The following is a 21,884-nucleotide window of genomic DNA, read 5'->3' as shown; positions in this document are numbered from 1 at the left end:
GGGCGGGTTTCAGGCCCGGATGCCGCGCGTCGAGGCGATCACGGGGCGCAGCTTGTGCTCGAGGGCCTCGTAGAACATCGACAGTGGGAACTCGTCGTCGAGCACGGCGTCGGTGTAGCCCCTCGGCGGGCCTGCGAGCACCGCGGGCGGCAGGCCCGGGGCCCACGCCGACGCCGGATGAGGGGCGAGAACGCTCCGGATGAGCTCGTACGCCGCGAGCCAGTGAGCGACCTTCGGTCGGTCGATCGAGCGCCAGTAGAGCTCGTCGATCGCGTCGCCGAGGGCGACGACCGCGGCGGGCGCCTCGTCCCAGTCGACGCGGAGGGCCGTATCCGTCCAGTGCAGCACGCCACGCTGGTGCAGCCACGCGAACAGCAGCTGGCCGCCGAGCCCGTCGTAGTTGCGCACGCGGGACCCCGTGAGGGCGAAGCGGAAGATGCGGTCGAACACGACGGCGTACTGCACGAGCCGCGCTTTCTCCCGCGTCTTCTCCTCGAGGTCCGAGCGCTCCGCGTGAGCGCTCAGGCGCCGCTCGATGCCCACGCACTCACGATACGCCGTCAGGTCGCACCGCAGCTCCTCGAGCGAGTAGAGGAAGTACGGCATCCGCTGCTTGATCATGAACGGGTCGAAGGGCAGGTCGCCCCGCATGTGGGTGCGGTCGTGGATGAGGTCCCACATCACGAAGGTCTGCTCGGCGAGGTGCTGGTCATCCAGCATCCGTTGCGCATCGGCCGGCATCGCCAGCTTCGTCACCTCGGCCGCCGCCGCGACCACCCGCCGGTACCGGGCGGCCTCCCTGTCCTGGAAGATCGCCCCCGACGTGAACTCCGGCACCTCGCGCACAGCCACCGTCTCGGGGAACAGCACGGCGGAGTCGGTGTCGTACCCCGCCGTGAAGTCCACGAGCCGCAGCGAGACGAACAGCCGGTTGCCGTAGTCCCCGGCCTCGAGCGCGGCGATCGCCTCGGGCCAGATCGTCTCGACGAGCACGGCCTCCAGCAGCCGCTCGCGCGAGCCGTTCTGGGTGTACATCGGGAAGACCACGAGGTGGCGGAGCCCGTCGATGCGGTGCCGCTCGGGGTGGAAGGCGACGAGGGCGTCCAGGAAGTCGGGCACCCCGAAGCCCCCCTCGGCCCAGCGTCGCAGATCCGCTCCGCATGCCGCGAGATAGGACGCGTCATGCGGGAACCGGGGAGCGAGCTCGGCGATCGCGGCGCGGATGCGCGTCGCGTGGGCGCGCGCGACATCGTGATCGCGGGGGTCCGGTACCGACCCGTCCGGCGCCTGCAGGCCCTGCAGGGCCGAGACGGCCTCCCGCAGTCCGAGCCAGCTCTCCGAGCGCTCGACGCCCGCCGCGAGGGCGACGGCCGCGGCATCCGGCGCGGAGTCCTCGACGACCTCGGGTTCGCCGACGATCGCCTTCAGGGCACCGGGGGTGGGGTGCGTCGGGCTGACGGACATGGGAACCTCCTTTTCGTCGAGGCTCGGGCGCCCACCCCGCCGGCGGGCGCGATGGCATCAGCGTACGACCGCCTCCGCCGGAATACATCGCGCGGTGGATTCCCGCCCGCCCACCATGGGCTCCGTCTCGTGAGGGTATGGTCGCTGCAATGAGCATCGACCTTCCCACGTCCCCCGACGGTGCGGGCGTGCTCTTGCTCACCAACCGATCGGCCGGAACCGCCGTCGTGCGCGCCGACCCGCTTCCGGGCATCCGCGAGCGCCTGCCCGCCGCGCGCATCCACGCGCTCACCGGCGACGACACCCCCGGCGGCGTGCTCGCGGCCGCGCTCGCCGGAGCCGAGCCGCCCCGCGTGCTTGGCGTCCTCGGCGGCGACGGGTCGGTGGCCTCGACGGCGCAGGCGGCCCGCGATGCCGGGCTGCCCCTGCTCGTGCTGCCTGGCGGCACCTTCAACCACTTCGCGCGGGCCCTCGGCATCGACACCCCCGACGCGGCGCTCGACGCGTTCGTCGCCGGGCGCGGTGTGCGGGTCGGCGTCGCGGTCCTCGACGCGGGTGAGGGCGAGATGACGGTGCTCAACACGGGCGCCCTCGGCATCTATCCCGACTTCGTCGCGCAGCGCGACCGGCTGCGCGGTCGCCTCGGGAAGTGGGTCGCCGGCGTCGTCGCGGCCGTGCGGGTGCTGCGCCGCGCCGACCCGCTGGAGGTCGAGATCGACGGGCGGCGGATGCGGGTGTGGTCGGTGTTCGTGGGGGTGGGCCGCAACTCGCCCGAGCGCATCGCGACGATGCAGCGCTGGCTCGTCGACGATGACGTGCTCGATGTGCGGATCGTGCACGCCCGGGGCCCGCGCGTGCGGGCGATGGCGTCGCTCGCCTTCGGGCGCCGCACGGTGTCGGTGCTCCGGGCGCTGCGGCTCATGCCGCGCGCCACCGACATCGAGCGCATCCTGACCCCGCGCATCGAGATCGCGCTCCGCGCGGGCGCCGCCCGCGGCATCCCGCCCTTCGTGCACGACGGCGAGGTCGAGACCGTCGCGACGGCCCGGACGGGCGGCGAGGGGCCCCGGCTCTCCGTGCGCGTGGAGATGCTGCCGGGGTCGCTCGAGGTCTACCGCTGAGCGGGAGACGTCATGCTCGGGAGGCGCCGGATGCCGGACCTGCGGGGCTGCGTCCGCTCAGCCGGCGTCGGGCTCGGGCGGGTCGTAGGCCCACGAGGGGGCGAGCCCGCGGATGCGGGCCGCACGCCACTGCCAGAGGGCCCACAGCCCGGGCCACAGGACGGGCGCCGCGGCCCCTCCGATCACGAGACGCTCGCGCCAGAGGGTGCGTGCGGGGTCGCCGGGCGCGGGGGAGACCGCCATCTGGTGGTCCCACACATCCAGCGCGGCGAGAGGCCCCGTCAGCGGGATGCCGCTGTCGCGGAGGATGCGCACATGCCCGTCCCGCTCGGTCGCCGTCCGGTCGCTGAGGTGGAGGAACTGCCGGCCGGCGGGTAGTCCCGCCACCTCCAGCTGGACGGCGGCGTCGGTGCCCGGTTCCCACCGCGTCGGCAGCGGGGTCGGAGCCAGGGGGCGCATCGTGAGGAGCGGACCGTACAGCTCCGCCACGGCGGCGGGCGAGTGCAGGGCGCGCCACGCGGCATCCGCATCGCAGTCGATCACGTGCTTGAGCAGAATGCGCATGCCCGCAGTCTCTCATCCGCGTCGGCTCGGATTGTCCGCCTCCGTGGCGTCGCCGTAGGCTCTCGGGGTGACCTCGAGCCTCGCGCCCCGCCCACACGACCAGTCGACGTACCAGGTGCGTCTCGAGTGGGGCCCCGCGGGCCTGGCCCGCCTCGCGCCGTCCGACGTCGTCGTCGTCGTCGACGTGCTCGACTCCTCGACGAGGGCGGTCGAGGCCGCCGCGGCCGGCGAGGAGATCCTGCTCGATCGCCTCGACCCCGTCGTCGGCGAGATCGCGCGCGTCGCAGGGCCCGACGCGATCGTCCTCGCGGCCGGCCTGGTGAACGCCCGGGCGGTCGCGGAGGCCGTCCTCGCCGAGCAGACCCGCCGCGCGGGCCGCACGAGCGTCGCGATCATCGTCGCGGGCGAGCTCGTCGCGCCGGATGCCGCGGGCCTCGTGCACCCGGCGGTCGAGGACCAGCTCGGGGCCGGGGCCGTCGTGGCGGCGCTCGGCGACCTCGGTATCGACCACACCTCTCCCGACGCGGCCGTCGCGGCGGAGGGCTTCCGGGCGCTGCGCGGAGCCGTGCGGCACCTGCTCACGGCGAGCGGATCGGGTCGCGCAATGGCCGCACGAGGCGAGCGCGACGCGGTCGCGGGCGCCGCCGTCCACGACAGCGCCGGCGTCGTGCCCGTGCTCCGCGACGGCGGATTCCGGCCGCTCTGAGCCGGCGGGGCCGCCGCGACGGCGAGACGGCGCCGGTCAGCGGGGCGTCAGGGCGGCGAGCCTCTCGGCGGGGGTGATCTCGCGGCGCTGCCAGACGAAGAGGTGGCGCTCGTCGAAGCGGCGCGCGCACTGCGCGCAGGAGGCGGGTCGCGTCGGGCGCCGGTGCCGGTAGGCGAGGTGGCCCGCCGGACAGGTGCCCACCCACGGAGCGAGCTCGGTGGCCGTCTCGCCGTGATGCGTCGTGCCCCCGGTGTAGCCCAGTTCGCGCGCGATGCGCTTCCACGTGCGACCGTGCCCCGCGGCGGGGCCCGCGAGGGCGTGCGCCACCTCGTGCAGCAGCGTCTGGTGGTTCGTCTCGTCGTCGTACCGCGCCGTGAGGTACCGGGACACGCTGATGCGGTGTCGCGTGTAGTCGCACAGGCCGGCGCGGCGCTTGGCGTTGTCGAAAGCGAACGACCACGTCTCGTCGAGGTGGAGCGCGATGAGGGCTTCGGCCCACACGCGCACGCGCTGCAGATCGGACATGGCGTGAGGGTAGAGCGTGCCTACGACACGCGGGTCAGCTGGCGACGACGTCGCGGGTGCGGCGTCGGTCGGCGGCATCCACCGCGAGCAGCGTCGATTCCAGCTCTGCGTCGGAGGCTCCCGACTCCTGCCGCAGGAAGAGAGCCCGTTTGAAGTCGCGGCGGGCGAGATCGAACGCGCCGGCCTCGTAGTGGACCTTGCCCCGGTGCTGGGCCGCGAAGGCGGCGATCGAGGCCCATCCCTGGCCCTCGGCCTCCTCGGCGCACGTGTCGAGCTCGTGAGCCGCGGCGGCGAACGCGCCGCGGCGCTGCAGCACCGTCGCGTGGAGGATGCGCGCTCGCAGGAGGTCCTTGCGGGTGCCGGCCATGCGGGCCACGCGGACGGACTCCTCCGAGACGACGAGCGCGTCGTCGAGCCGCTCGAGCACCTTCAGCAGCCAGACCCGCTCCAGGAGGGAGGGCAGACTGCGCTTGTCTCCGAGCTCGTCGAGGCGTGCCAGGCATTCGGCGGGATCGATGATCTCGCGAAGGGTCTCGGGATCGTACCCGTGGATGTAGCTCACCGTGACCTCCTCACTCGCCCCGGACCCGAACCGGCCGGCGTGCCCTGACAGTCTGCAACGAGGACCGTGCGTCCCCGTGCCTGGCGCGCCGCGATCATCGGAACAGCGACGAGGACGGGCGCGGGGATGCCTCGGCATCCGCATCGTGCACGACGCGCGCCCCCGCGACGAACGCGTCGAGCTCCGCCCCCGCGGCCACCTTGGCGGGGTGGGGTCCCGCCGCCATGAGTCGCGGCAGCCACTCGGTGGGCAGCGGCGACGACGACGCCGCGATCACGAGGTTCCCGAAACGGCGCCCCTTCAGCACCTGCACCTCCGCGAGCACGATGACGTGCGGGAGGGCGCCCCGCACGGTCGCCACCTGTCCTCGGGCGAAGCGCAGCCCGGCGCCGTCGGCGACGTTGACCAGGAGCACGCCGTCGTCGGCGAGGAGCGCCAGCGCGGCGTCGTAGAACTCCGCCGAGGTCAGGTGGGCGGGGGTCTGCGATCCCGCGAACACGTCGGAGACGAGGAGGTCCACCTGGCCGCGAAGGCCCGCGGGCAGGTTGCCCAGCACGGTGCGCGCGTCGCCGATGCGGGTGCGGATCGAGGCCCCCGCGGGAAGGGGGAGGTGCTCCCGCACGAGGTCGATGAGGGGCTGCTCCAGCTCGATCACCTGCTGCCGGGACCCGGGGCGGGTGTGTGCGATGTAGCGCGGCAGCGTCATGGCGCCCGCGCCCAGGTGCACCGCGGTGAGCGGCTGCCCCGGCATCCGCAGCCGGTCGATCACGGCGGCCATCCGCCCGATGTACTCGAAGTGCAGGTGGGTGGGGTCGTCGAGATCGACGTGCGACTGGGGTGTGCCGTCGACCTCGAGTTCGTGCCCCGAGGTGTACGGCGAGGGCACGATGCGCGCCAGGGTCCCGTCGCCCAGGCGCGCCTGGGGCGGCTCGGCGGCATCGCCCCGGCGGGTTCTGGCCATGTGCACCACCGTACCGACAGCCCCGGGGCTAGCGTGGGGGCGTGGCCGTCATCGATCTCAACGCCGACCTGGGCGAGACCGTCGACGGCGTCGCCACGGCCGACGACGCGGCGATGTTCGAGGTCGTCTCGAGCGCGAGCATCGCGTGCGGCGGACACGCGGGCGACGACCGCTCGATGGCGGATGCCGCGCGGCGCGCCTGCGAGCGCGGTGTCGCCGTCGGTGCGCACCCGTCCTACCCCGACCGGCCCGGCTTCGGCCGGCGGCCCGTGTCCCTGCCGCCCGGAGAGCTGCGTGCGAGCGTCGCGGGTCAGCTCGCGGCGCTGCGGAGCGCGGGCGCCGACATCCGCTACGTCAAGCCGCACGGCGCGCTCTACCACGCCGTCACGGTCGATGCGGGCCAGGCGGATGCCGTCGCGGCGGTCGTCGCCGAGCTCTCGGACAGCGTGGGCCGCCCGCTGCCGATCCTCGGGCTCGACGGCGCCATCGCGCGGGCGGCCGAGCGTGCCGGGCTCCCCTTCGTCCGCGAGGCGTTCCTGGATCGCGGCTATCGCCCCGACGGCACCCTCGTGCCGCGCGGACAGCGGGGCGACCTTCTGCACGACCCCGCCCTCGTCGCGCGGCGCGCCGTCAGGCTCGCCCTCGACGGCGTCGTCGAGGCGGAGGACGGCGGCGAGGTCGTCGCCGGCGCGGCATCCCTGTGCCTTCATGGCGACACGCCCGCCGCGGTCGAGATGGCCCGTGCCGTGAGGGCGGCGCTGGATGCCGCGGGGGTCGAGGTGCGCGCGCCGTGGTGAGCCCCGCCGCCGGTCGCGGTGCGGCGGGCGCCGCCGGCGGGGCGCCCGTGCTCCGGCTGCTGCCGATGGGGGACCGCGCCGTGCTCGCCGAGGTCGCCGGGCTTGCGGAGGCGACGGCGCTGCGCGAGGCGCTCGCGGGGTCGGCGCCCCACGGCGTCGTCGACGTCGTGCCCGCGGCGCGCACCGTGCTGGTGCAGTTCGACCCCGGGGTGCTCCCCGTCGCCTCGGCGCGGGCATGGATCCGCGCCGCGCACGACGAAGGGGGCTCCGCGTCACCGGGACCGGCCGTCGGCGTCGAGCTTCCCATCGTGTACGACGGGCCCGACCTCGACGAGACCGCGCGGATGCTGGGGATGGGCGCCGAGGCGCTCGCCGCGCGGCACGCGGGCGCCGCGTGGACCGTCGCCTTCGGCGGCTTCGCGCCGGGCTTCGCCTACCTCGTCGCGCCCGACTGGTCCTTCGACGTGCCCCGCCTCGAGGCGCCGCGCACCCGTGTGCCGCCGGGCGCCGTGGGTCTCGCGGGCGAGTTCACCGGCGCCTACCCCCGGGCCACCCCCGGCGGCTGGCGCCTGATCGGCACGACCGGCGCGGTGCTGTTCGACCCCGCCCGGGAAAGGCCCGCACTGCTCGCTCCCGGCACGCGGGTCACGTGGCGACCCGGTCGCGCGCGCTCGGCCACGGCCGCGGCCTCGATGCCCCCCGCGGACCGGGGCGCGGGGGGCATCGAGGTCCTCGAACCGGGGCTGCTGGCGACCGTGCAGGATCTGGGGCGTCCCGGCCACGCGGCGGTCGGCGTGGCCGTCTCCGGTGCGCTCGACCGCGCGGCGCTGCGCCTGGGGAACCGGCTGGTCGGCAATCGCGAAACCGCCGCGGGCATCGAGATCACCCTCGGCGGATTCCGGGCCCGCGCCCGCTCGGACCAGTGGATCGCGATCACCGGCGCGGCGCCCGCCGTCACGATCGACGGGGTGGCCGTCGACGCGCAGCGCGCCCTGCTCTGGCCGGCGGGGACCGAGCTGCGCCTGGGCTGGGCGCAGCACGGCGCCCGCGCGTACGCGGCGGTGCGGGGCGGCATCCGGGCGCCCGTCGTCGCGGGGTCGCGGGCGACCGATCGACTCGCGGGGATCGGGCTGCCGCCCCTCGCGGCGGGCGATGCGCTCGAGGCGGGCGAGGATGCCGCGGGCCCCGTGCCGCCTGTCGACGTGGTGCCGTGGAGCGTGCCGCCCGACATCCTCGAGATCGAGCTCGCGGAGGGGCCGCGCGCCGACTGGTTCTCCCCCGACGCGCTGCGAGTGCTCTTCGACGCATCCTGGCGCGTGGGCGCCGAGGCCGATCGTGTCGGCATCCGGCTCGAGGGTCCTCCGATCGAGCGCCTCCGCCGCGGGGAGCTGCCGAGCGAGCCGATGGTGCCCGGCGCCATCCAGGTGCCGCCGTCGGGACAGCCCACCGTCCTCCTCGCCGACGGACCGGTCACGGGCGGATACCCGGTCATCACGGTCGTCGCCGCGGCATCCCTCGACGCCGTCGGGCAGGCGCGGCCGGGCACGCTCCTGCGCTTCCGGCACGCGCGGCGGGCGCCCTGACCGGCGTCAGGTGCGTGCCTCGGCACGCCACGCGCTGATCGTCGCCGCGGCTTCCGTGTCCGGCACGCCGGCCAGGGCGTACTCGGCCGCCTCGAGGGCGCCGTACTCGCGTCCGCGGTCGATCGCCGCCTGCAGCGCCGCGGCGTGGGGGCCGTGCTCGATCGCGGCGAGATCGTGGGTGTGGAAGACGAAGGCGGGAGCGTCGTACTGCCCCGTCCGCTTGCGGATCGCCGCCGCGGCTCCCGCGAGCACGCCGGCCCGCTCGACGTCACCCGACAGCGCGGCGATGCTGCAGAGCCCCTCCAGCGCGTAGGCGATGCCCTCGTCGTGCGATAGCGCGACGGAGACGGACATCCCCGCGACGTACACGCGGCGTGCCTCGGCCACGTTGCCAGCGCGAAGCAGCGCACGGGCGAGGTGGTGCGTCGCGATCGTCGCGGTGAACTCGTCCCCGCCTGCGACCGAGGCATCGAGTGCACGCCGGAACATCGCGAGCGCGTCGGAGTCGCGCTTGCGGCCCCACTCGAGGCGTCCCAGCGCGACGAGGATGAGGACCTCGCCCCATCGCGCCCCCGCGGTCCGGAAGCCCTCGGCGCCCCGCCACAGGCGCTCCGCGGCGAGGTCGAGATCGTCGTCGCCGGCCGTGACCTGGGCCAGCCCCGCGGCGGCGAGCGCCATCGACGACCCCATCGCCTCGCCCGCCTGCGCGAAGAGTTCCGACACCTCGCAGAACCCGTCGATCGCGGCGGGCGTCTGGGTGCCGAACATCTGCTTCCACAGCACGTAGAAGCGGGCGACCGCACGGGTGTAGGGCGAGAGGTCGCCGTCGTGCTCCAGCAGCTCTTGCATCCACACCGACAGCTCGGAGAGGTAGCCGCCGATCCACCAGTACAGATACAGGCGCCACGCGACCTCGGCCGCGGTGGCGGTGTCGCCCATGACGATCAGGTGCCGGACGCCGCTGCGCAGGTTGCTCCGCTCGAGGTTCAGCCGGGCCACGGCGCTGCGCTGCTCGGGCCCGCCGAGCCGCGGGGCCTCGCGCAGGGCGAGATCGGCGTACAGGCGGGCGTGGGCGGCCCTCATGAGGTCCTCCTCGCCCCGGGCGCGCAGTCGCCCCACGGCGTACTCCCGGACGGTCGAGAGCAGGGAGAAGACCGCGACGCCGTCGATGTCCTGCTGGTCGACCAGCGAGGAGTCCACCAGCGCGGCCAGGGCGTCCATCTCGGCCCCGGCCCACGCGCGCCCGGCTCCGAGGGTCTCGACGGAGTCGAGGGTGAACCCGTAGGAGAACACCCCGAGGTCGTGCAGCAGGTCGCGCTCCGGGTCGCGCAGGAGGCTGGTCGACCACTCGATGGTCGAGCGCAGCGTCCGGTGCCGTTCGGGGAGGTCGCGCGAGGCCCCCACCAGCACGGGAAGCTGTGCGTCGAGCCGCGTGAGGATCGATGCGGGGGTGAGCAGCCGCATGCGGGCCGCCGCGAGCTCGATAGCGAGCGGCAGGCCCTGCAGGATGCGGCAGATGCCGGCCACCGCGGCGCCGTTGGCGGCCGTCACCTCGAAGTCGGGCTTCACGGCGCGCGCCCGCTCGGTGAACAGCTCCACGGCGGGGGAGGCGAGCGCACGGCTCACCGACCCCGGCGACGCGGCGTCGTGGGTGGGCAGGGGAGGGACGTCGTAGACGCGCTCGCCGCGGATGCGCAAGATCGTGCGGCTGGTGACGAGGAACACCGCGTCGGGCGCGATCGAGTACAGCGTGACGAGCAGGGGCGCGGCGCTGACGAGCTGCTCGAAGTTGTCGAGCACCAGCAGGAGCCGGCGCCCCTCGAGGGCGAGGCGGAGCCGGGACTCCAGTGGCACCTCGGCGGTGTCCCGGATGCCGAGGGCATAGCCGATCGTGGGCAGGAGCAGGTCCGGCTCCAGGACGTTCTCGAGCATCACGAAGACGGTGCCGTCCGGGAACCGCTCGGCCGCGGCATCCGCGACGGCGATGGCGAGGCGGCTCTTGCCGATGCCGCCCGGGCCGAGCAGCGTGACGAGGCGGCACTCGCCCGACGTCAGCAGATCCAGCACCTCGGACACCGCGCGGTCTCGACCGATGAGCCGGGTGTAGGGCGCGGGGACGCGCGCCATCGCGCCGTCCTCGGAGGCGGCGGGCGCGATGCGCGAGGCGTCGAAGCGCTCGGCCAGCAGCGTCGCGAGATCGGCCTCGATCAGCTCCGCCAGCTCGTCGGGATGGGAGAAGGACTTGTAGGAGGCGGTGTCGTCGTCGCGGATGCGGTCGATGAGCTCGACCAGTCGGGCCTCGCGGCTGTCGCTCTCGCGGATGTATATGAGCTTCGGCATGGAACGGGGGGTCAGCCGGTATTCGTCCTCGAGGCCGGAGATCTCCTCACCCGGCGCGACCCAGCCGTACCGGTCGCCGTAGACGCCGACGAAGACGTCGCTCTGCTCGAGATAGGCGCGGTAGAGGTCGCGCGGCGGATGCGGACGCGCCCCGAGCTCGAACATCACGGGGGCCAGGCGCAGCCCCTCGATGGCCGCGCGCGCAGCCCGGCGCTCGGCTTCGAGTTCGCGCAGCGTCGAGGAGACGAAGATCCGAAGCCGCTGGTCCGGTGTGCGGATCGCACGCGTCGGTGCACCGTTCCCCGCGGTCATGCGGTTCATTGTGGCCCCGAGGGGCCCTCGCGTCCAGAGACGGAGGACTCGGGGGTGGGCGAGCCCGGGCGCGTTTATACCGTAGGAACGAAAACCCGTCAAGGATCACGCTGGACACAGCGCGGCAATCGACGTATAGTGGCTGTTTGCGCTCCTAGGTTCCCCCTGCCTTCATATGGTGGTCGGCTGGTTCTGTGCGCCCCCCGCGTGAGCGGCGTGCGGCGACAGGATATCGGGGAAAGACGAGCAATCCACCCACGACAAGGAATCTAGCGGCCCCTCACCGGGCCCATGGAGGTTATCCCCTTGGCTGCTGCGCGCAACGCATCCACCACCCCCACCAAGAACGGACGCGGAGCTTCGCGTCTCTCGTTCGCCAAGATCTCCGACACGCTGACGGTCCCCGACCTTCTGGCACTGCAGACCGAGTCGTTCGACTGGCTCGTCGGCAACGAGGCGTGGCAGACGCGCCTGGCCGAGGCGCAGGCCGCCGGTCGCACCGACATCGCACTCAAGAGCGGACTCGAGGAGATCTTCGAGGAGATCTCGCCGATCGAGGACCTCTCGGAGACGATGCAGCTGTCGTTCACGAACCCCTACCTCGAGCCCGAGAAGTACTCGATCGAGGAGTGCAAGGAGCGGGGCAAGACCTACGCCGCGCCGCTGTACGTCGAGGCCGAGTTCATGAACCACCAGACCGGTGAGATCAAGACGCAGACGGTCTTCATGGGCGACTTCCCGCTCCAGACCGACAAGGGCACGTTCATCATCAACGGCACCGAGCGCGTCGTCGTCTCGCAGCTCGTGCGCTCGCCCGGTGTGTACTTCGACAAGACGCCCGACAAGACGAGTGACAAGGACATCGTCTCGGCGCGCATCATCCCGAGCCGCGGCGCGTGGCTCGAGTTCGAGGTCGACAAGCGCGACCAGGTCGGCGTGCGCATCGACCGCAAGCGCAAGCAGTCGGTGACCGTCTTCCTCAAGGCGCTGGGCCTGACCAGCGAAGACATCCTGAACGAGTTCGCCGGCTTCGACTCGATCGAGGAGACGCTGTCGAAGGACACGATCCTGACGAAGGAAGACGCGCTCCGCGACATCTACCGCAAGCTCCGTCCGGGCGAGCAGGTCGCCGCCGAGGCCGCCCGCGCGCTGCTGGACAACTTCTACTTCAACCCGAAGCGCTACGACCTGGCCAAGGTCGGTCGGTACAAGATCAACCAGAAGCTCGGTCTCGACACGGCCCTGTCGGACTCGGTGCTCACCGTCGACGACATCGTCGCGACGATCAAGTACCTCGTCCGTCTGCACCGCGGAGACGCGACCTTCGAGGGGATCCGCAGCGGCAAGACCGCCGAGATCCGCCTCGACGTCGACGACATCGACAACTTCGGCAACCGCCGCATCCGCGCCGTCGGAGAGCTCATCCAGAACCAGGTCCGCACGGGTCTCTCGCGCATGGAGCGCGTCGTGCGCGAGCGCATGACGACGCAGGACATCGAGGCCATCACGCCCCAGACCCTGATCAACGTGCGCCCCGTCGTCGCCGCGATCAAGGAGTTCTTCGGAACGAGCCAGCTGTCGCAGTTCATGGACCAGAACAACCCGCTCGCGGGCCTGACCCACAAGCGCCGCCTCTCGGCGCTCGGGCCCGGCGGTCTGTCCCGTGAGCGCGCCGGCGTCGAGGTCCGCGACGTCCACCCGTCGCACTACGGCCGCATGTGCCCGATCGAGACGCCGGAAGGCCCGAACATCGGTCTGATCGGCTCGCTCGCCTCGTTCGCCCGGATCAACGCGTTCGGCTTCATCGAGACGCCGTACCGTCGCGTGGTCGACGGCCGCGTCACCGACGACATCGACTACCTCACCGCCAGCGAGGAGAACGACTTCATCGTCGCCCAGGCCAACGCGCCCCTGAAGGCCGACGGCCACTTCGTCGAGGAGCGCGTCCTCGCCCGCCGCGGCAAGGGCGGCGAGGTCGACCTCTTCCACCCCGAGGAGATCGGGTACATGGATGTCTCGCCGCGCCAGATGGTGTCGGTCGCGACCTCGCTCGTGCCCTTCCTCGAGCACGACGACGCGCAGCGCGCGCTCATGGGCGCCAACATGCAGCGTCAGGCCGTGCCGCTGCTGCGCAGCGACTCGCCGTTCGTGGGCACCGGTATGGAGGGCTACGCGGCCGTCGACGCCGGCGACGTCATCACGGCGCAGAAGGCCGGCGTCGTGATGGAGGTCTCCGCCGACGTCGTGACCGTGCAGCTCGACGAGGGCGGGACGCAGGACTACTACCTGCGCAAGTTCGACCGCTCCAACCAGGGCACCTCCTACAACCAGCGCGTCGTCGTGAGCGCCGGCGAGCGGGTCGAGGTCGGCGAGGTCATCGCCGACGGTCCCGCCACCGAGAACGGCGAGCTGGCCCTCGGCAAGAACCTCCTCGTGGCGTTCATGCCGTGGGAGGGTCACAACTTCGAGGACGCGATCATCCTCAACCAGGACCTGGTGAAGGACGACACCCTCTCCTCGATCCACATCGAGGAGTACGAGGTCGACGCGCGCGACACCAAGCTCGGCAAGGAGGAGATCACCCGTGACCTCCCCAACGTCAGCCCCGACCTGCTGAAGGACCTCGACGAGCGCGGCATCATCCGCATCGGCGCCGAGGTCCGCCCCGGCGACATCCTGGTCGGCAAGGTCACGCCCAAGGGCGAGACCGAGCTCTCGGCCGAGGAGCGACTGCTGCGCGCGATCTTCAACGAGAAGAGCCGCGAGGTCCGCGACACGTCGCTGAAGGTGCCCCACGGTGAGCAGGGCACGATCATCGCGGTCAAGGAGTTCAACGCCGAGGACGGCGACGACGAGCTCGGCTCGGGCGTCAACCGCCGCGTCGTGGTCTACATCGCCCAGAAGCGCAAGATCACCGAGGGCGACAAGCTCGCCGGCCGCCACGGCAACAAGGGTGTCATCGCGAAGATCCTCCCGGTCGAGGACATGCCCTTCCTCCCCGACGGCACGCCGGTCGATGTCGTGCTCAACCCGCTCGGCATCCCGGGCCGGATGAACTTCGGCCAGGTGCTCGAGACCCACCTCGGGTGGATCGCGAAGCAGGGCTGGAAGGTCGAGGGGAACCCGGAGTGGGCGCAGCTGCTGCCCGAGGAGGCCCGTGAGGCAGCCCCCGGCACCAAGGTCGCCACGCCCGTCTTCGACGGCGCGCGCGAGGAGGAGATCCGGGGTCTGCTCGACTCGACCCTCCCCACCCGCGACGGCGACCGCCTCATCGACTCCTCCGGCAAGACGCGCTTGTTCGACGGGCGCTCGGGCGAGCCGTTCCCCGACCCCGTCTCGGTCGGCTACATGTACATCCTGAAGCTGCACCACCTCGTCGACGACAAGATCCACGCACGCTCGACGGGCCCGTACTCGATGATCACGCAGCAGCCGCTGGGTGGTAAGGCGCAGTTCGGCGGCCAGCGCTTCGGTGAGATGGAGGTGTGGGCGCTCGAGGCCTACGGTGCCGCGTACGCGCTGCAGGAGCTCCTCACGATCAAGTCCGACGACATCCTCGGCCGCGTCAAGGTGTACGAGGCGATCGTCAAGGGCGAGAACATCCAGGAGCCCGGCATCCCCGAGTCCTTCAAGGTGCTCATCAAGGAGATGCAGTCGCTCTGCCTGAACGTCGAGGTGCTCTCGGCCGACGGCACGGCGGTCAACCTCCGAGACACCGACGACGACGCCTTCCGCGCCGCCGAGGAGCTCGGCATCAACATCTCCTCCCGGTTCGAGTCCTCGTCGATCGACGAGATCTGAGCCAGGCCCGATAACGAATTCGACTCTTCAGACGCACAGGAGAACTAGTGCTCGACGCAACAACATTCGATGAGCTTCGCATCGGCCTGGCCACCGCCGACGACATCCGTCGTTGGTCTTACGGCGAGGTCAAGAAGCCCGAGACCATCAACTACCGCACGCTCAAGCCCGAGAAGGACGGCCTCTTCGGCGAGCAGATCTTCGGACCCAGCCGTGACTGGGAGTGCTCGTGCGGCAAGTACAAGCGCGTGCGCTTCAAGGGCATCGTCTGCGAGCGCTGCGGCGTGGAGGTCACCAAGTCCTCCGTCCGCCGCGAGCGCATGGGCCACATCGAGCTCGCCGCGCCCGTTACCCACATCTGGTACTTCAAGGGCGTGCCCTCGCGCCTCGGGTACCTGCTCGACATGGCTCCGAAGGACCTCGAGAAGGTCATCTACTTCGCCGCGTACATGGTCATCTCGGTCGACGAGGATGCTCGTCACGCCGACATGCCACAGCTGGAGAACGAGCTGCGTCTCGAGCTGAAGACGCTCGGCGACCAGCGCGACTCGCGCATCGCCGCCCGCCTCCGCACGCTGGAGGAGGAGCTCGCCTCGCTCGAGGCAGAGGGCGCCAAGGCCGACCAGAAGAAGAAGGTCAAGGACGCCGCCGAGAAGGAGATGGCGCAGACCCGCAAGGGCTTCGACGAGCAGATCGCTCGCCTGGAGCGCGTGTGGGAGGACTTCCGGGGCCTCAAGGTCGGCGACCTCAAGCCCGAGGACGACGTCTTCCAGGAGCTGCAGGACCGCTTCAGCCTCTACTTCGAGGCGCACATGGGCGCCGAGGCGATCCAGAAGCGCCTGCAGGACTTCGACCTGGCCGCCGAGGCCGAGGCGCTGCACCTGCAGATCGCCGAGGGCCGCGGGCAACGCAAGATCCGTGCGATCAAGCGCCTCAAGGTCGTCAACTCGTTCCTCTCGACGGGCATGAGCCCCGCCGCGATGGTGCTCGACGTCGTTCCGGTCATCCCGCCCGAGCTGCGCCCGATGGTCCAGCTCGACGGCGGCCGGTTCGCCACGAGCGACCTGAACGACCTGTACCGCCGCGTGATCAACCGCAACAACCGCCTCCGTCGCCTGATCGACCTCGGTGCTCCCGAGATCATCGTCAACAACGAGAAGCGGATGCTGCAGGAGGCCGTCGACGCGCTGTTCGACAACGGCCGCCGCGGCCGCCCCGTGACGGGCACCGGAAACCGCGCGCTGAAGTCGCTCTCCGACATGCTCAAGGGCAAGCAGGGACGGTTCCGCCAGAACCTGCTCGGCAAGCGCGTCGACTACTCGGGCCGTTCGGTCATCGTCGTCGGTCCGCAGCTGCAGCTGCACCAGTGCGGTCTGCCCAAGCAGATGGCGCTCGAGCTGTTCAAGCCGTTCGTGATCAAGCGCCTCATCGACCTCGGTCACTCGCAGAACATCAAGGCCGCCAAGCGCGCCGTCGAGCGCACGCGTCCCGAGGTCTGGGACGTGCTCGAGGAGATCATCCGCGAGCGCCCCGTGCTGCTCAACCGTGCACCCACCCTGCACCGCCTGGGCATCCAGGCGTTCGAGCCGCAGCTCGTCGAGGGCAAGGCCATCCAGCTCCACCCGCTGGTCTGCGCCGCCTTCAACGCGGACTTCGACGGCGACCAGATGGCTGTGCACCTTCCGCTGTCGGTCGAGGCTCAGGCCGAGGCCCGCCTGCTCATGCTGGCGTCGAACAACATCCTGAAGCCGTCGGACGGCCGCCCGGTGACCCTGCCCTCGCAGGACATGATCATCGGTCTGCACCACCTCACGACGATCAAGGAGGGCGCCGCGGGCGAGGGTCGTGTGTTCGGCTCGGTCTCCGAGGCGATCATGGCTCGCGAGGAGGGAACCCTCGACCTGCAGGCCAAGGCGCGCATCCGCATCCAGGGGCTGTCGTTCCTGGAGGGCGAGGCCCCCGAGGACTACGACCGCCACGGTCTCGTCGAGGCATCCCTCGGTCAGGCGATCTTCAACGACGCGCTGCCCAAGGGTTACCCCTTCGTGCGGGAGCAGGCCGACAAGGGCAAGCTGTCGCAGATCGTCAACAAGCTCGCCGAGGAGTACCCCGGCGAGGTCGCGGCCACGCTCGACCGCATCAAGGACGCCGGCTTCTACTGGGCCACCCGTTCGGGTGTCACCGTGGCGCTGTCCGACATCCTGACGCCTCCGAACAAGGCCGAGATCGTCTCGAAGTACGAGGCCGCCGCCGCGAAGGTCCAGGACGACTTCGAGATGGGCTTCATCGACGACGGTGCGCGCCGCAAGGAGCTCATCGACATCTGGACCAAGGCCACCGACGAGGTGCAGGTCGCGATGCGCGAGAACTTCCCGGTCGACAACACCATCAACCGCATGGTGTCCTCGGGCGCTCGTGGCAACTGGCTGCAGATCCGGAACATCGCGGGTATGCGAGGCCTGGTGAACAACCCCAAGGGCGAGATCATCCCGCGTCCGATCATCTCCTCGTACCGCGAGGGGCTGTCGGTGGCGGAGTACTTCATCGCCACGCACGGTACCCGCAAGGGTCTCGCCGACACCGCCTTGCGTACCGCCGACTCGGGCTACCTGACCCGTCGCCTGGTGGACGTCTCGCAGGACGTCATCATCCGCGAGACGGACTGCGGCACCGGCAAGGGCCTCGAGTACGTCATCGCGGCCGAGGGTGCCGACGGCGAGCTGATCAAGGACAAGAACGTCGAGAACTCGGTGTTCGCCCGTACCCTGGCGGCCGACGTGGTCGACGCCAAGGGTGAGGTTCTCGCGGATGCCGGCTCCGACGTCGGCGACGTGCTGATCGACCGCCTCGTGGGCGCCGGAGTGACCTCGATCAAGGTGCGCTCCGTGCTCACCTGCGACTCGGCGGTCGGCGTCTGCGCCAAGTGCTACGGACGCTCGCTCGCGACCGGAAAGCTCGTCGACATCGGCGAGGCCGTCGGCATCATCGCGGCCCAGTCGATCGGTGAGCCCGGCACGCAGCTGACGATGCGCACCTTCCACACCGGTGGCTCGGCCTCGGCCGACGACATCACGCAGGGTCTGCCCCGCGTGCAGGAGCTCTTCGAGGCCCGTACCCCCAAGGGTGCGTCGCCCATCGCAGAGGTCGCCGGTCGCGTCACGATCGACGAGACGGAGAAGACCCGCAAGGTCATCATCACTCCCGACGACGGCGACGAGCCCAGGGTGTACCCGGTCCTCAAGCGTGCGACCCTCCTCGTCGAGGACGGTCAGCACGTCGAGGTGGGCGACCCGGTGCAGGTCGGAACGCTCGACCCGAAGGACATCATGCGCGTGCAGGGTGCCCGCGAGGTGCAGAAGTTCCTCGTCGGCGGCGTGCAGGGCGTGTACCGCTCGCAGGGTGTGCCGATCCACGACAAGCACATCGAGGTCATCGTGCGCCAGATGCTGCGCAAGGTCACGGTCGTCGACCACGGCGACACGACCCTGCTGCCCGGTGAGCTGGTCGACTCGCGTCGCTTCATCGACATCAACCGCCAGGCGGTCGCCGAGGGCAAGCGCCCCGCGTCCGGTCGCCCGGAGCTGATGGGCATCACGAAGGCGTCGCTCGCGACCGAGTCGTGGCTGTCGGCCGCGTCCTTCCAGGAGACGACCCGCGTGCTCACGCAGGCCGCCATGGAGGGCAGGAGCGATCCGCTGGTCGGCCTGAAGGAGAACGTGATCATCGGAAAGCTGATCCCGGCCGGTACGGGTCTGGCGAAGTATCGCAACGTCGTGGTCGAGGCCACGGAGGAGGCGAAGTCGGAGCGGTACCCTAACCGGGTGTTCGCGTCGGACGGCGTGTACTCCGAGGCCGACCTCGGGTTCGTCGATTTCGACAGCTTCTCGACGGACGACTTCACGCCCGGCACCTACAACTGATCCACCCGCTTCACCCGAAGGGCCCCGCATCCGTGCGGGGCCCTTCGGCGTTGCACGGCATGGCTCGCGGCGGCCGGCGCGACGCGGGATATGGTTCTGCGCGGACGGGCTTGTCGGAGGTGGAGGAATGGCGCGGATCGGTGGGCGGAGCCTGTGGCTGGCCTGGCCCATCGGGCTCATCGCCTTCGCGGTCGTCGCGGGCCTGGCCTGGCTGGCGTATCCGATGACGCCCGTCGTGGTCGCGTGGGCGCAGAGCGCGGTCGCGGGGACGCTCGGGCCGGGTCCCGCCCCCACCGTGTCGGTGCCTCCGGAGTCCCCCGCCGCAGGAGAGGAATCGGGCGGTGCGGGAGAGGCGATCGAGGTCGGGCGCGCCGGCCCTCCCGGCACGTGCGAAGAGCTCTACCCGCCCTCGAACTGGCAGCAGCTGACCTCTTCGGCCGGCCTCGCCCTCCAAGAGGGGGCGACTGCGCCGCAGACGGCGGTGACCGACCTCGCCGACGCGCTGGGCGCGAGCGTGCTCGTCTCGTGCGCATGGACGGATGCGTCGGGGGCCGCCACGGTGACGCTGTCGCGCGTCGCCCCGGTGGCCGCCACGACGGTGGCGGGGGTGCTCGGCGGGGCGGGCTTCGAGTGCCAGCAGGTCACCGACGGGGTGGCGTGCGCCAAGCCCGCCGGAGAGGATGACCGAGCGGAGGAGCACGTCGTGCGCGGCGACCTCTGGCTTGCGACGGTGCGCACCCTTCCCGGGCCGCCGGTGCCGCAGGATGCCATCGAGTCCCGCATCTGGCCGTGATCGGCTGTGACACGCACCCGGCATGCCTGACGGACGCCGGCGCGCCCCCGGGGTAGCCTGACGCGAGCGGGGACAGCCCCCGTGTGAGGAGTGCACCCATGAGCGACGCAGGCAGAGCTCCCGGCGACCCCGTCGAGGAGCCGCGACCCACCGATGACGACGTGGTGGTCCGCGCCAATCAGGGCCTCGCCGACGCCGAAGCCGCGCAGCGGGGCTCCTCTTCCGACGAGGGCTCGACGACCGACGCGCGCGCCGCGCGCGCCGACGGGACGGATGCCGCGGCATCCGAGCACCGCTCCGCCGGCGTCCCCGGTTCGAGCTACACGCCGCCCGCCGCCGACCGCCCCTCCGACGCGGGCGACACGGGGCGATCGGGCGACCTCTCCTACATCGAGGCCGCGTCCGCGCGGTCCGACGCGCCGACCGACGCGCTCGCCTCCGACGCACCGGCGCGCTCCTCCGAGCACGCCCCCGTCACCGCCTCCGAACCCGCGTCCGGGGCCGAGCCCGTCGCGGGCGCCGCTTTCGGCGGGCCGCAGCACATCTTCGTGCAGGCCCCCGAGCCGCCCCGAGCCCGCGGCAACCGTGCCGCGGCCGGTCTCATCGGTCTGCTGGCCGCCCTCAGCTTCGCGGCGCTGTACCTCGCGTGCGCGCTCGCCTTCGGGCTGCTGGATGGCACTTACACGCTCTTCACCCTCGTCGACGGCGCCCTCTCGGCGCTCCAGTCGTGGTGGCTGTGGACCGCCACCGTGGTGTTCTTCCTCGGCTTCTGGCTGCTGGGCGCGATCATCAACACGGGCCGGTGGGGTCACTGGGTGATCTGGGGCCTTCTCCTGGGCTTCGTCGCGTACGGTGCTCACCTGGTCGGTCAGCTGTTCCAGGCTCCGTTCTGGCAGCTCACGCGCACGGAGGGGGCCGAGCTCATCGAGGCCCAGGTGGTCGCGCCGCTCGCCTTCGCCGCCTTCGTCATCGGGCGTGAGCTCACGATCTGGTACGGCGCATGGATCGCCGCCCGCGGTCGCCGCGTTCGCGAGCTCAACGAGACGGCCCAGCGGGAGTACGAGCGCACGCTCGAAGCCGGCCCGCAGCTGGTCCGCTCCTAGGGTTCGGTACAAGCCCATGACCGACGACGACCGGGGCCCCGCAGGAGCGGACCCCGGTCGTCGCGGTCGGGAACGCGCGATCCTCGCCTTCGCGACGGCCGGGTTCTTCGCGCTCCTCGTCTTCGCGCTGGGCATGGTCTCGCTGCTGACGGGTGAGGCCGTCATCGCCGAACCGGGGCTCGGCCAGGCCCCCGGCATCCTGGGCGCCATCCTCGCCGTGGCCGGGTTCGCGGCGGTGACCGCGTGGGCGCTCCCGCGCGGCAGGGCGGGAGCCGGGTCCGCCGTGCTGACGGGTCTCGTGGCGGCCGCCTCCTATTGCGTGGGCGTAGCCGTCGGTGCCACCGTGACGGGGACCGATCCGCTCCGTGCCCTGGGCATCGGGGCGAGCCTGGCGGTGTCATGGGTGGCGGCGGTCATCGTCATCGCGGGCGCGCTCGCGGGGGCCGGAGCCGCGGTCGCCGCCCGCTCCGGACCCGGTGTGCCGCGATGGCCATGGGAGCGCGACGAATAGGATTCCGCGCGGATCCCTCGAGCACGCACGCGTGCGGGCTACCGTAGAGGGGTGGAGCGCTCCCTCGAGACGCAGGTCGGCCAGGCGGTGGATGCCTGGCTGCGTTGGCTTCCCCGGTGGGAGCCGGCGACCCACCGCGGACGCACGGCGCCCTGTCGTCGCTGTTTCGGCTCGCCCATCCTGTCGGCGGCCGGTCTCGGCGCCGACGTCCCGCACGGCGTGCAGCACGGACTGTCGACCCGCATCAAGACGATCGTCGACCACGCCGTGGCCACGTACACGGCGCAGAATCTGCCGATGCTGCAGGCGGAGCTCGACCAGCAGGCGGCCCGCAACCGCGCACGCAGCTACCGCCCCATGGAGGGCCTCGAGCCCGAGTACGAGGGCCTGCCGCTGGATCCCGACCCGACCCCCGGCGCGCCGTTCCTCTTCACGATCTCGGGTCTGGCCCAGGAGATGGATGCCGCGGTGCCCGCCCTGCCGCCCCTCAGCGCGGAGGCGAAGGCCGCCCTCCGGCAGGAGGTCGGTCTCGCCGACGACTACGCGAACCTCGTCGGACGAGAGGTGTGCGCGATCCTGCTCCATCACCGGCTCCGGGTGCAGAGCGCCGTGACGGAGTTCGTCGAACCGCAGGTGGACGCCCTCCTGTCCGAGCTCTCGCAGTCGCTCGACGCCCCCTTCGACCCGGGCGAGCCGCGCCTGGGCGGCCTGGACGCGGAGCGCTGAGCCCACGCATCCACGGTCTTCCGCGGCGACGCCCGCCTCGCATCCGGCTTTGTTACCATGACTGCACTCCTCGCCGTCGGCGGGGGACGCGCCGA

General features: G+C 71.9%; 16 protein-coding genes. 10 read left to right on the top strand and 6 right to left on the bottom strand.

What is annotated here, in order from left to right:
- Positions 1 to 9: 9 nt before the first annotated feature.
- Positions 10 to 1,464, bottom strand: a complete 1,455-nt coding sequence (locus ACIGCK_RS12645; RefSeq protein WP_396666518.1) for a DUF6421 family protein — start codon at positions 1,462 to 1,464, stop codon at positions 10 to 12.
- Between the two features lie 149 nt (positions 1,465 to 1,613).
- Between ACIGCK_RS12645 and ACIGCK_RS12640 the strand changes: the two genes are divergently transcribed.
- Positions 1,614 to 2,585 (top strand): diacylglycerol/lipid kinase family protein, encoded by a 972-nt coding sequence (locus ACIGCK_RS12640; RefSeq protein ID WP_396666516.1) that lies wholly within the window; start codon positions 1,614 to 1,616, stop codon positions 2,583 to 2,585.
- 57 nt (positions 2,586 to 2,642) lie between these two features.
- On the opposite strand, the gene ACIGCK_RS12635 is transcribed toward ACIGCK_RS12640, so the two are convergent.
- The gene (locus ACIGCK_RS12635; RefSeq protein ID WP_396666515.1) at positions 2,643 to 3,149 is read right to left on the bottom strand and encodes a hypothetical protein; all 507 of its coding nucleotides are present in this window, start codon (positions 3,147 to 3,149) and stop codon (positions 2,643 to 2,645) included.
- Positions 3,150 to 3,216: 67 nt separating this feature from the next.
- Here ACIGCK_RS12635 and ACIGCK_RS12630 point away from each other — a divergent pair, with 67 nt between their 5' ends.
- Entirely contained in the window at positions 3,217 to 3,855 is a 639-nt protein-coding gene (locus ACIGCK_RS12630; protein ID WP_396666513.1) for a 2-phosphosulfolactate phosphatase, read from the top strand.
- A gap of 36 nt (positions 3,856 to 3,891) precedes the next feature.
- Here ACIGCK_RS12630 and ACIGCK_RS12625 read toward each other — a convergent pair whose 3' ends face one another.
- The 3 genes from ACIGCK_RS12625 to ACIGCK_RS12615 form a co-directional block, all read right to left on the bottom strand.
- Positions 3,892 to 4,380: a SprT-like domain-containing protein gene (locus ACIGCK_RS12625; RefSeq protein WP_330170462.1), complete on the bottom strand. Its 489-nt coding sequence runs from the start codon at positions 4,378 to 4,380 to the stop codon at positions 3,892 to 3,894.
- Between the two features lie 34 nt (positions 4,381 to 4,414).
- Positions 4,415 to 4,942, bottom strand: a complete 528-nt coding sequence (locus tag ACIGCK_RS12620) for a hypothetical protein (RefSeq protein ID WP_330170461.1) — start codon at positions 4,940 to 4,942, stop codon at positions 4,415 to 4,417.
- Positions 4,943 to 5,036: 94 nt separating this feature from the next.
- Positions 5,037 to 5,903: a fused MFS/spermidine synthase gene (locus ACIGCK_RS12615; protein ID WP_330170460.1), complete on the bottom strand. Its 867-nt coding sequence runs from the start codon at positions 5,901 to 5,903 to the stop codon at positions 5,037 to 5,039.
- A gap of 41 nt (positions 5,904 to 5,944) precedes the next feature.
- Between ACIGCK_RS12615 and ACIGCK_RS12610 the strand changes: the two genes are divergently transcribed.
- Both ACIGCK_RS12610 and ACIGCK_RS12605 read left to right on the top strand, forming a co-directional pair.
- Positions 5,945 to 6,700, top strand: a complete 756-nt coding sequence (locus ACIGCK_RS12610) for a LamB/YcsF family protein (protein WP_396666510.1) — start codon at positions 5,945 to 5,947, stop codon at positions 6,698 to 6,700.
- A complete protein-coding gene (locus ACIGCK_RS12605; protein ID WP_396666508.1) occupies positions 6,694 to 8,283 on the top strand; it encodes a 5-oxoprolinase/urea amidolyase family protein in 1,590 nt (529 codons plus the stop codon). Before ACIGCK_RS12610 ends, ACIGCK_RS12605 begins: the two co-directional genes overlap by 7 nt.
- A 6-nt stretch (positions 8,284 to 8,289) precedes the next feature.
- Here ACIGCK_RS12605 and ACIGCK_RS12600 read toward each other — a convergent pair whose 3' ends face one another.
- Complete coding sequence (locus ACIGCK_RS12600) at positions 8,290 to 10,935, bottom strand: ATP-binding protein (RefSeq protein WP_396666506.1); 2,646 nt, start codon at positions 10,933 to 10,935, stop codon at positions 8,290 to 8,292.
- Positions 10,936 to 11,241: 306 nt separating this feature from the next.
- Between ACIGCK_RS12600 and ACIGCK_RS12595 the strand changes: the two genes are divergently transcribed.
- The 6 genes from ACIGCK_RS12595 to ACIGCK_RS12570 all read left to right on the top strand — a co-directional run bounded on the left by ACIGCK_RS12595 (position 11,242) and on the right by ACIGCK_RS12570 (position 21,789).
- Entirely contained in the window at positions 11,242 to 14,736 is a 3,495-nt protein-coding gene (locus ACIGCK_RS12595) for a DNA-directed RNA polymerase subunit beta (protein WP_396666504.1), read from the top strand.
- Positions 14,737 to 14,783: 47 nt separating this feature from the next.
- Entirely contained in the window at positions 14,784 to 18,656 is a 3,873-nt protein-coding gene (locus tag ACIGCK_RS12590; RefSeq protein ID WP_396666502.1) for a DNA-directed RNA polymerase subunit beta', read from the top strand.
- A gap of 127 nt (positions 18,657 to 18,783) precedes the next feature.
- Positions 18,784 to 19,449 (top strand): hypothetical protein, encoded by a 666-nt coding sequence (locus ACIGCK_RS12585; RefSeq protein ID WP_396666500.1) that lies wholly within the window; start codon positions 18,784 to 18,786, stop codon positions 19,447 to 19,449.
- 98 nt (positions 19,450 to 19,547) lie between these two features.
- Positions 19,548 to 20,552 carry an ABC transporter gene (locus tag ACIGCK_RS12580; protein WP_396666498.1) on the top strand — a complete coding sequence of 335 codons (1,005 nt, stop codon included), beginning with the start codon at positions 19,548 to 19,550 and terminating at the stop codon, positions 20,550 to 20,552.
- 16 nt (positions 20,553 to 20,568) lie between these two features.
- Positions 20,569 to 21,063 carry a hypothetical protein gene (locus ACIGCK_RS12575; RefSeq protein ID WP_396666496.1) on the top strand — a complete coding sequence of 165 codons (495 nt, stop codon included), beginning with the start codon at positions 20,569 to 20,571 and terminating at the stop codon, positions 21,061 to 21,063.
- 51 nt (positions 21,064 to 21,114) lie between these two features.
- Positions 21,115 to 21,789 (top strand): spermidine/putrescine ABC transporter substrate-binding protein, encoded by a 675-nt coding sequence (locus tag ACIGCK_RS12570; protein WP_396666494.1) that lies wholly within the window; start codon positions 21,115 to 21,117, stop codon positions 21,787 to 21,789.
- Positions 21,790 to 21,884: the final 95 nt, after the last annotated feature.

Origin of the sequence: Microbacterium sp. NPDC078428 (genome assembly GCF_044542535.1) — a bacterium.
GTDB classification, from domain to species: Bacteria; Actinomycetota; Actinomycetes; order Actinomycetales; family Microbacteriaceae; genus Microbacterium; species Microbacterium limosum.
The sequence above is the reverse complement of the archived record's forward strand: the minus strand, read 5'-3'. Positions and strand labels throughout refer to the sequence as shown.

What these genes read in the sequence shown, in the direction of transcription:
- ACIGCK_RS12600 (WP_396666506.1), bottom strand. Translation starts at nt 10,935, where the DNA reads ATGACCGCGGGGAACGGTGCACCGACGCGTGCGATCCGCACACCGGAC.
- ACIGCK_RS12645 (WP_396666518.1), bottom strand. Translation starts at nt 1,464, where the DNA reads ATGTCCGTCAGCCCGACGCACCCCACCCCCGGTGCCCTGAAGGCGATC.
- ACIGCK_RS12575 (WP_396666496.1), top strand. Translation starts at nt 20,569, where the DNA reads ATGACCGACGACGACCGGGGCCCCGCAGGAGCGGACCCCGGTCGTCGC.
- ACIGCK_RS12615 (WP_330170460.1), bottom strand. Translation starts at nt 5,903, where the DNA reads ATGGCCAGAACCCGCCGGGGCGATGCCGCCGAGCCGCCCCAGGCGCGC.
- ACIGCK_RS12635 (WP_396666515.1), bottom strand. Translation starts at nt 3,149, where the DNA reads ATGCGCATTCTGCTCAAGCACGTGATCGACTGCGATGCGGATGCCGCG.
- ACIGCK_RS12625 (WP_330170462.1), bottom strand. Translation starts at nt 4,380, where the DNA reads ATGTCCGATCTGCAGCGCGTGCGCGTGTGGGCCGAAGCCCTCATCGCG.
- ACIGCK_RS12640 (WP_396666516.1), top strand. Translation starts at nt 1,614, where the DNA reads ATGAGCATCGACCTTCCCACGTCCCCCGACGGTGCGGGCGTGCTCTTG.
- ACIGCK_RS12585 (WP_396666500.1), top strand. Translation starts at nt 18,784, where the DNA reads ATGGCGCGGATCGGTGGGCGGAGCCTGTGGCTGGCCTGGCCCATCGGG.
- ACIGCK_RS12580 (WP_396666498.1), top strand. Translation starts at nt 19,548, where the DNA reads ATGAGCGACGCAGGCAGAGCTCCCGGCGACCCCGTCGAGGAGCCGCGA.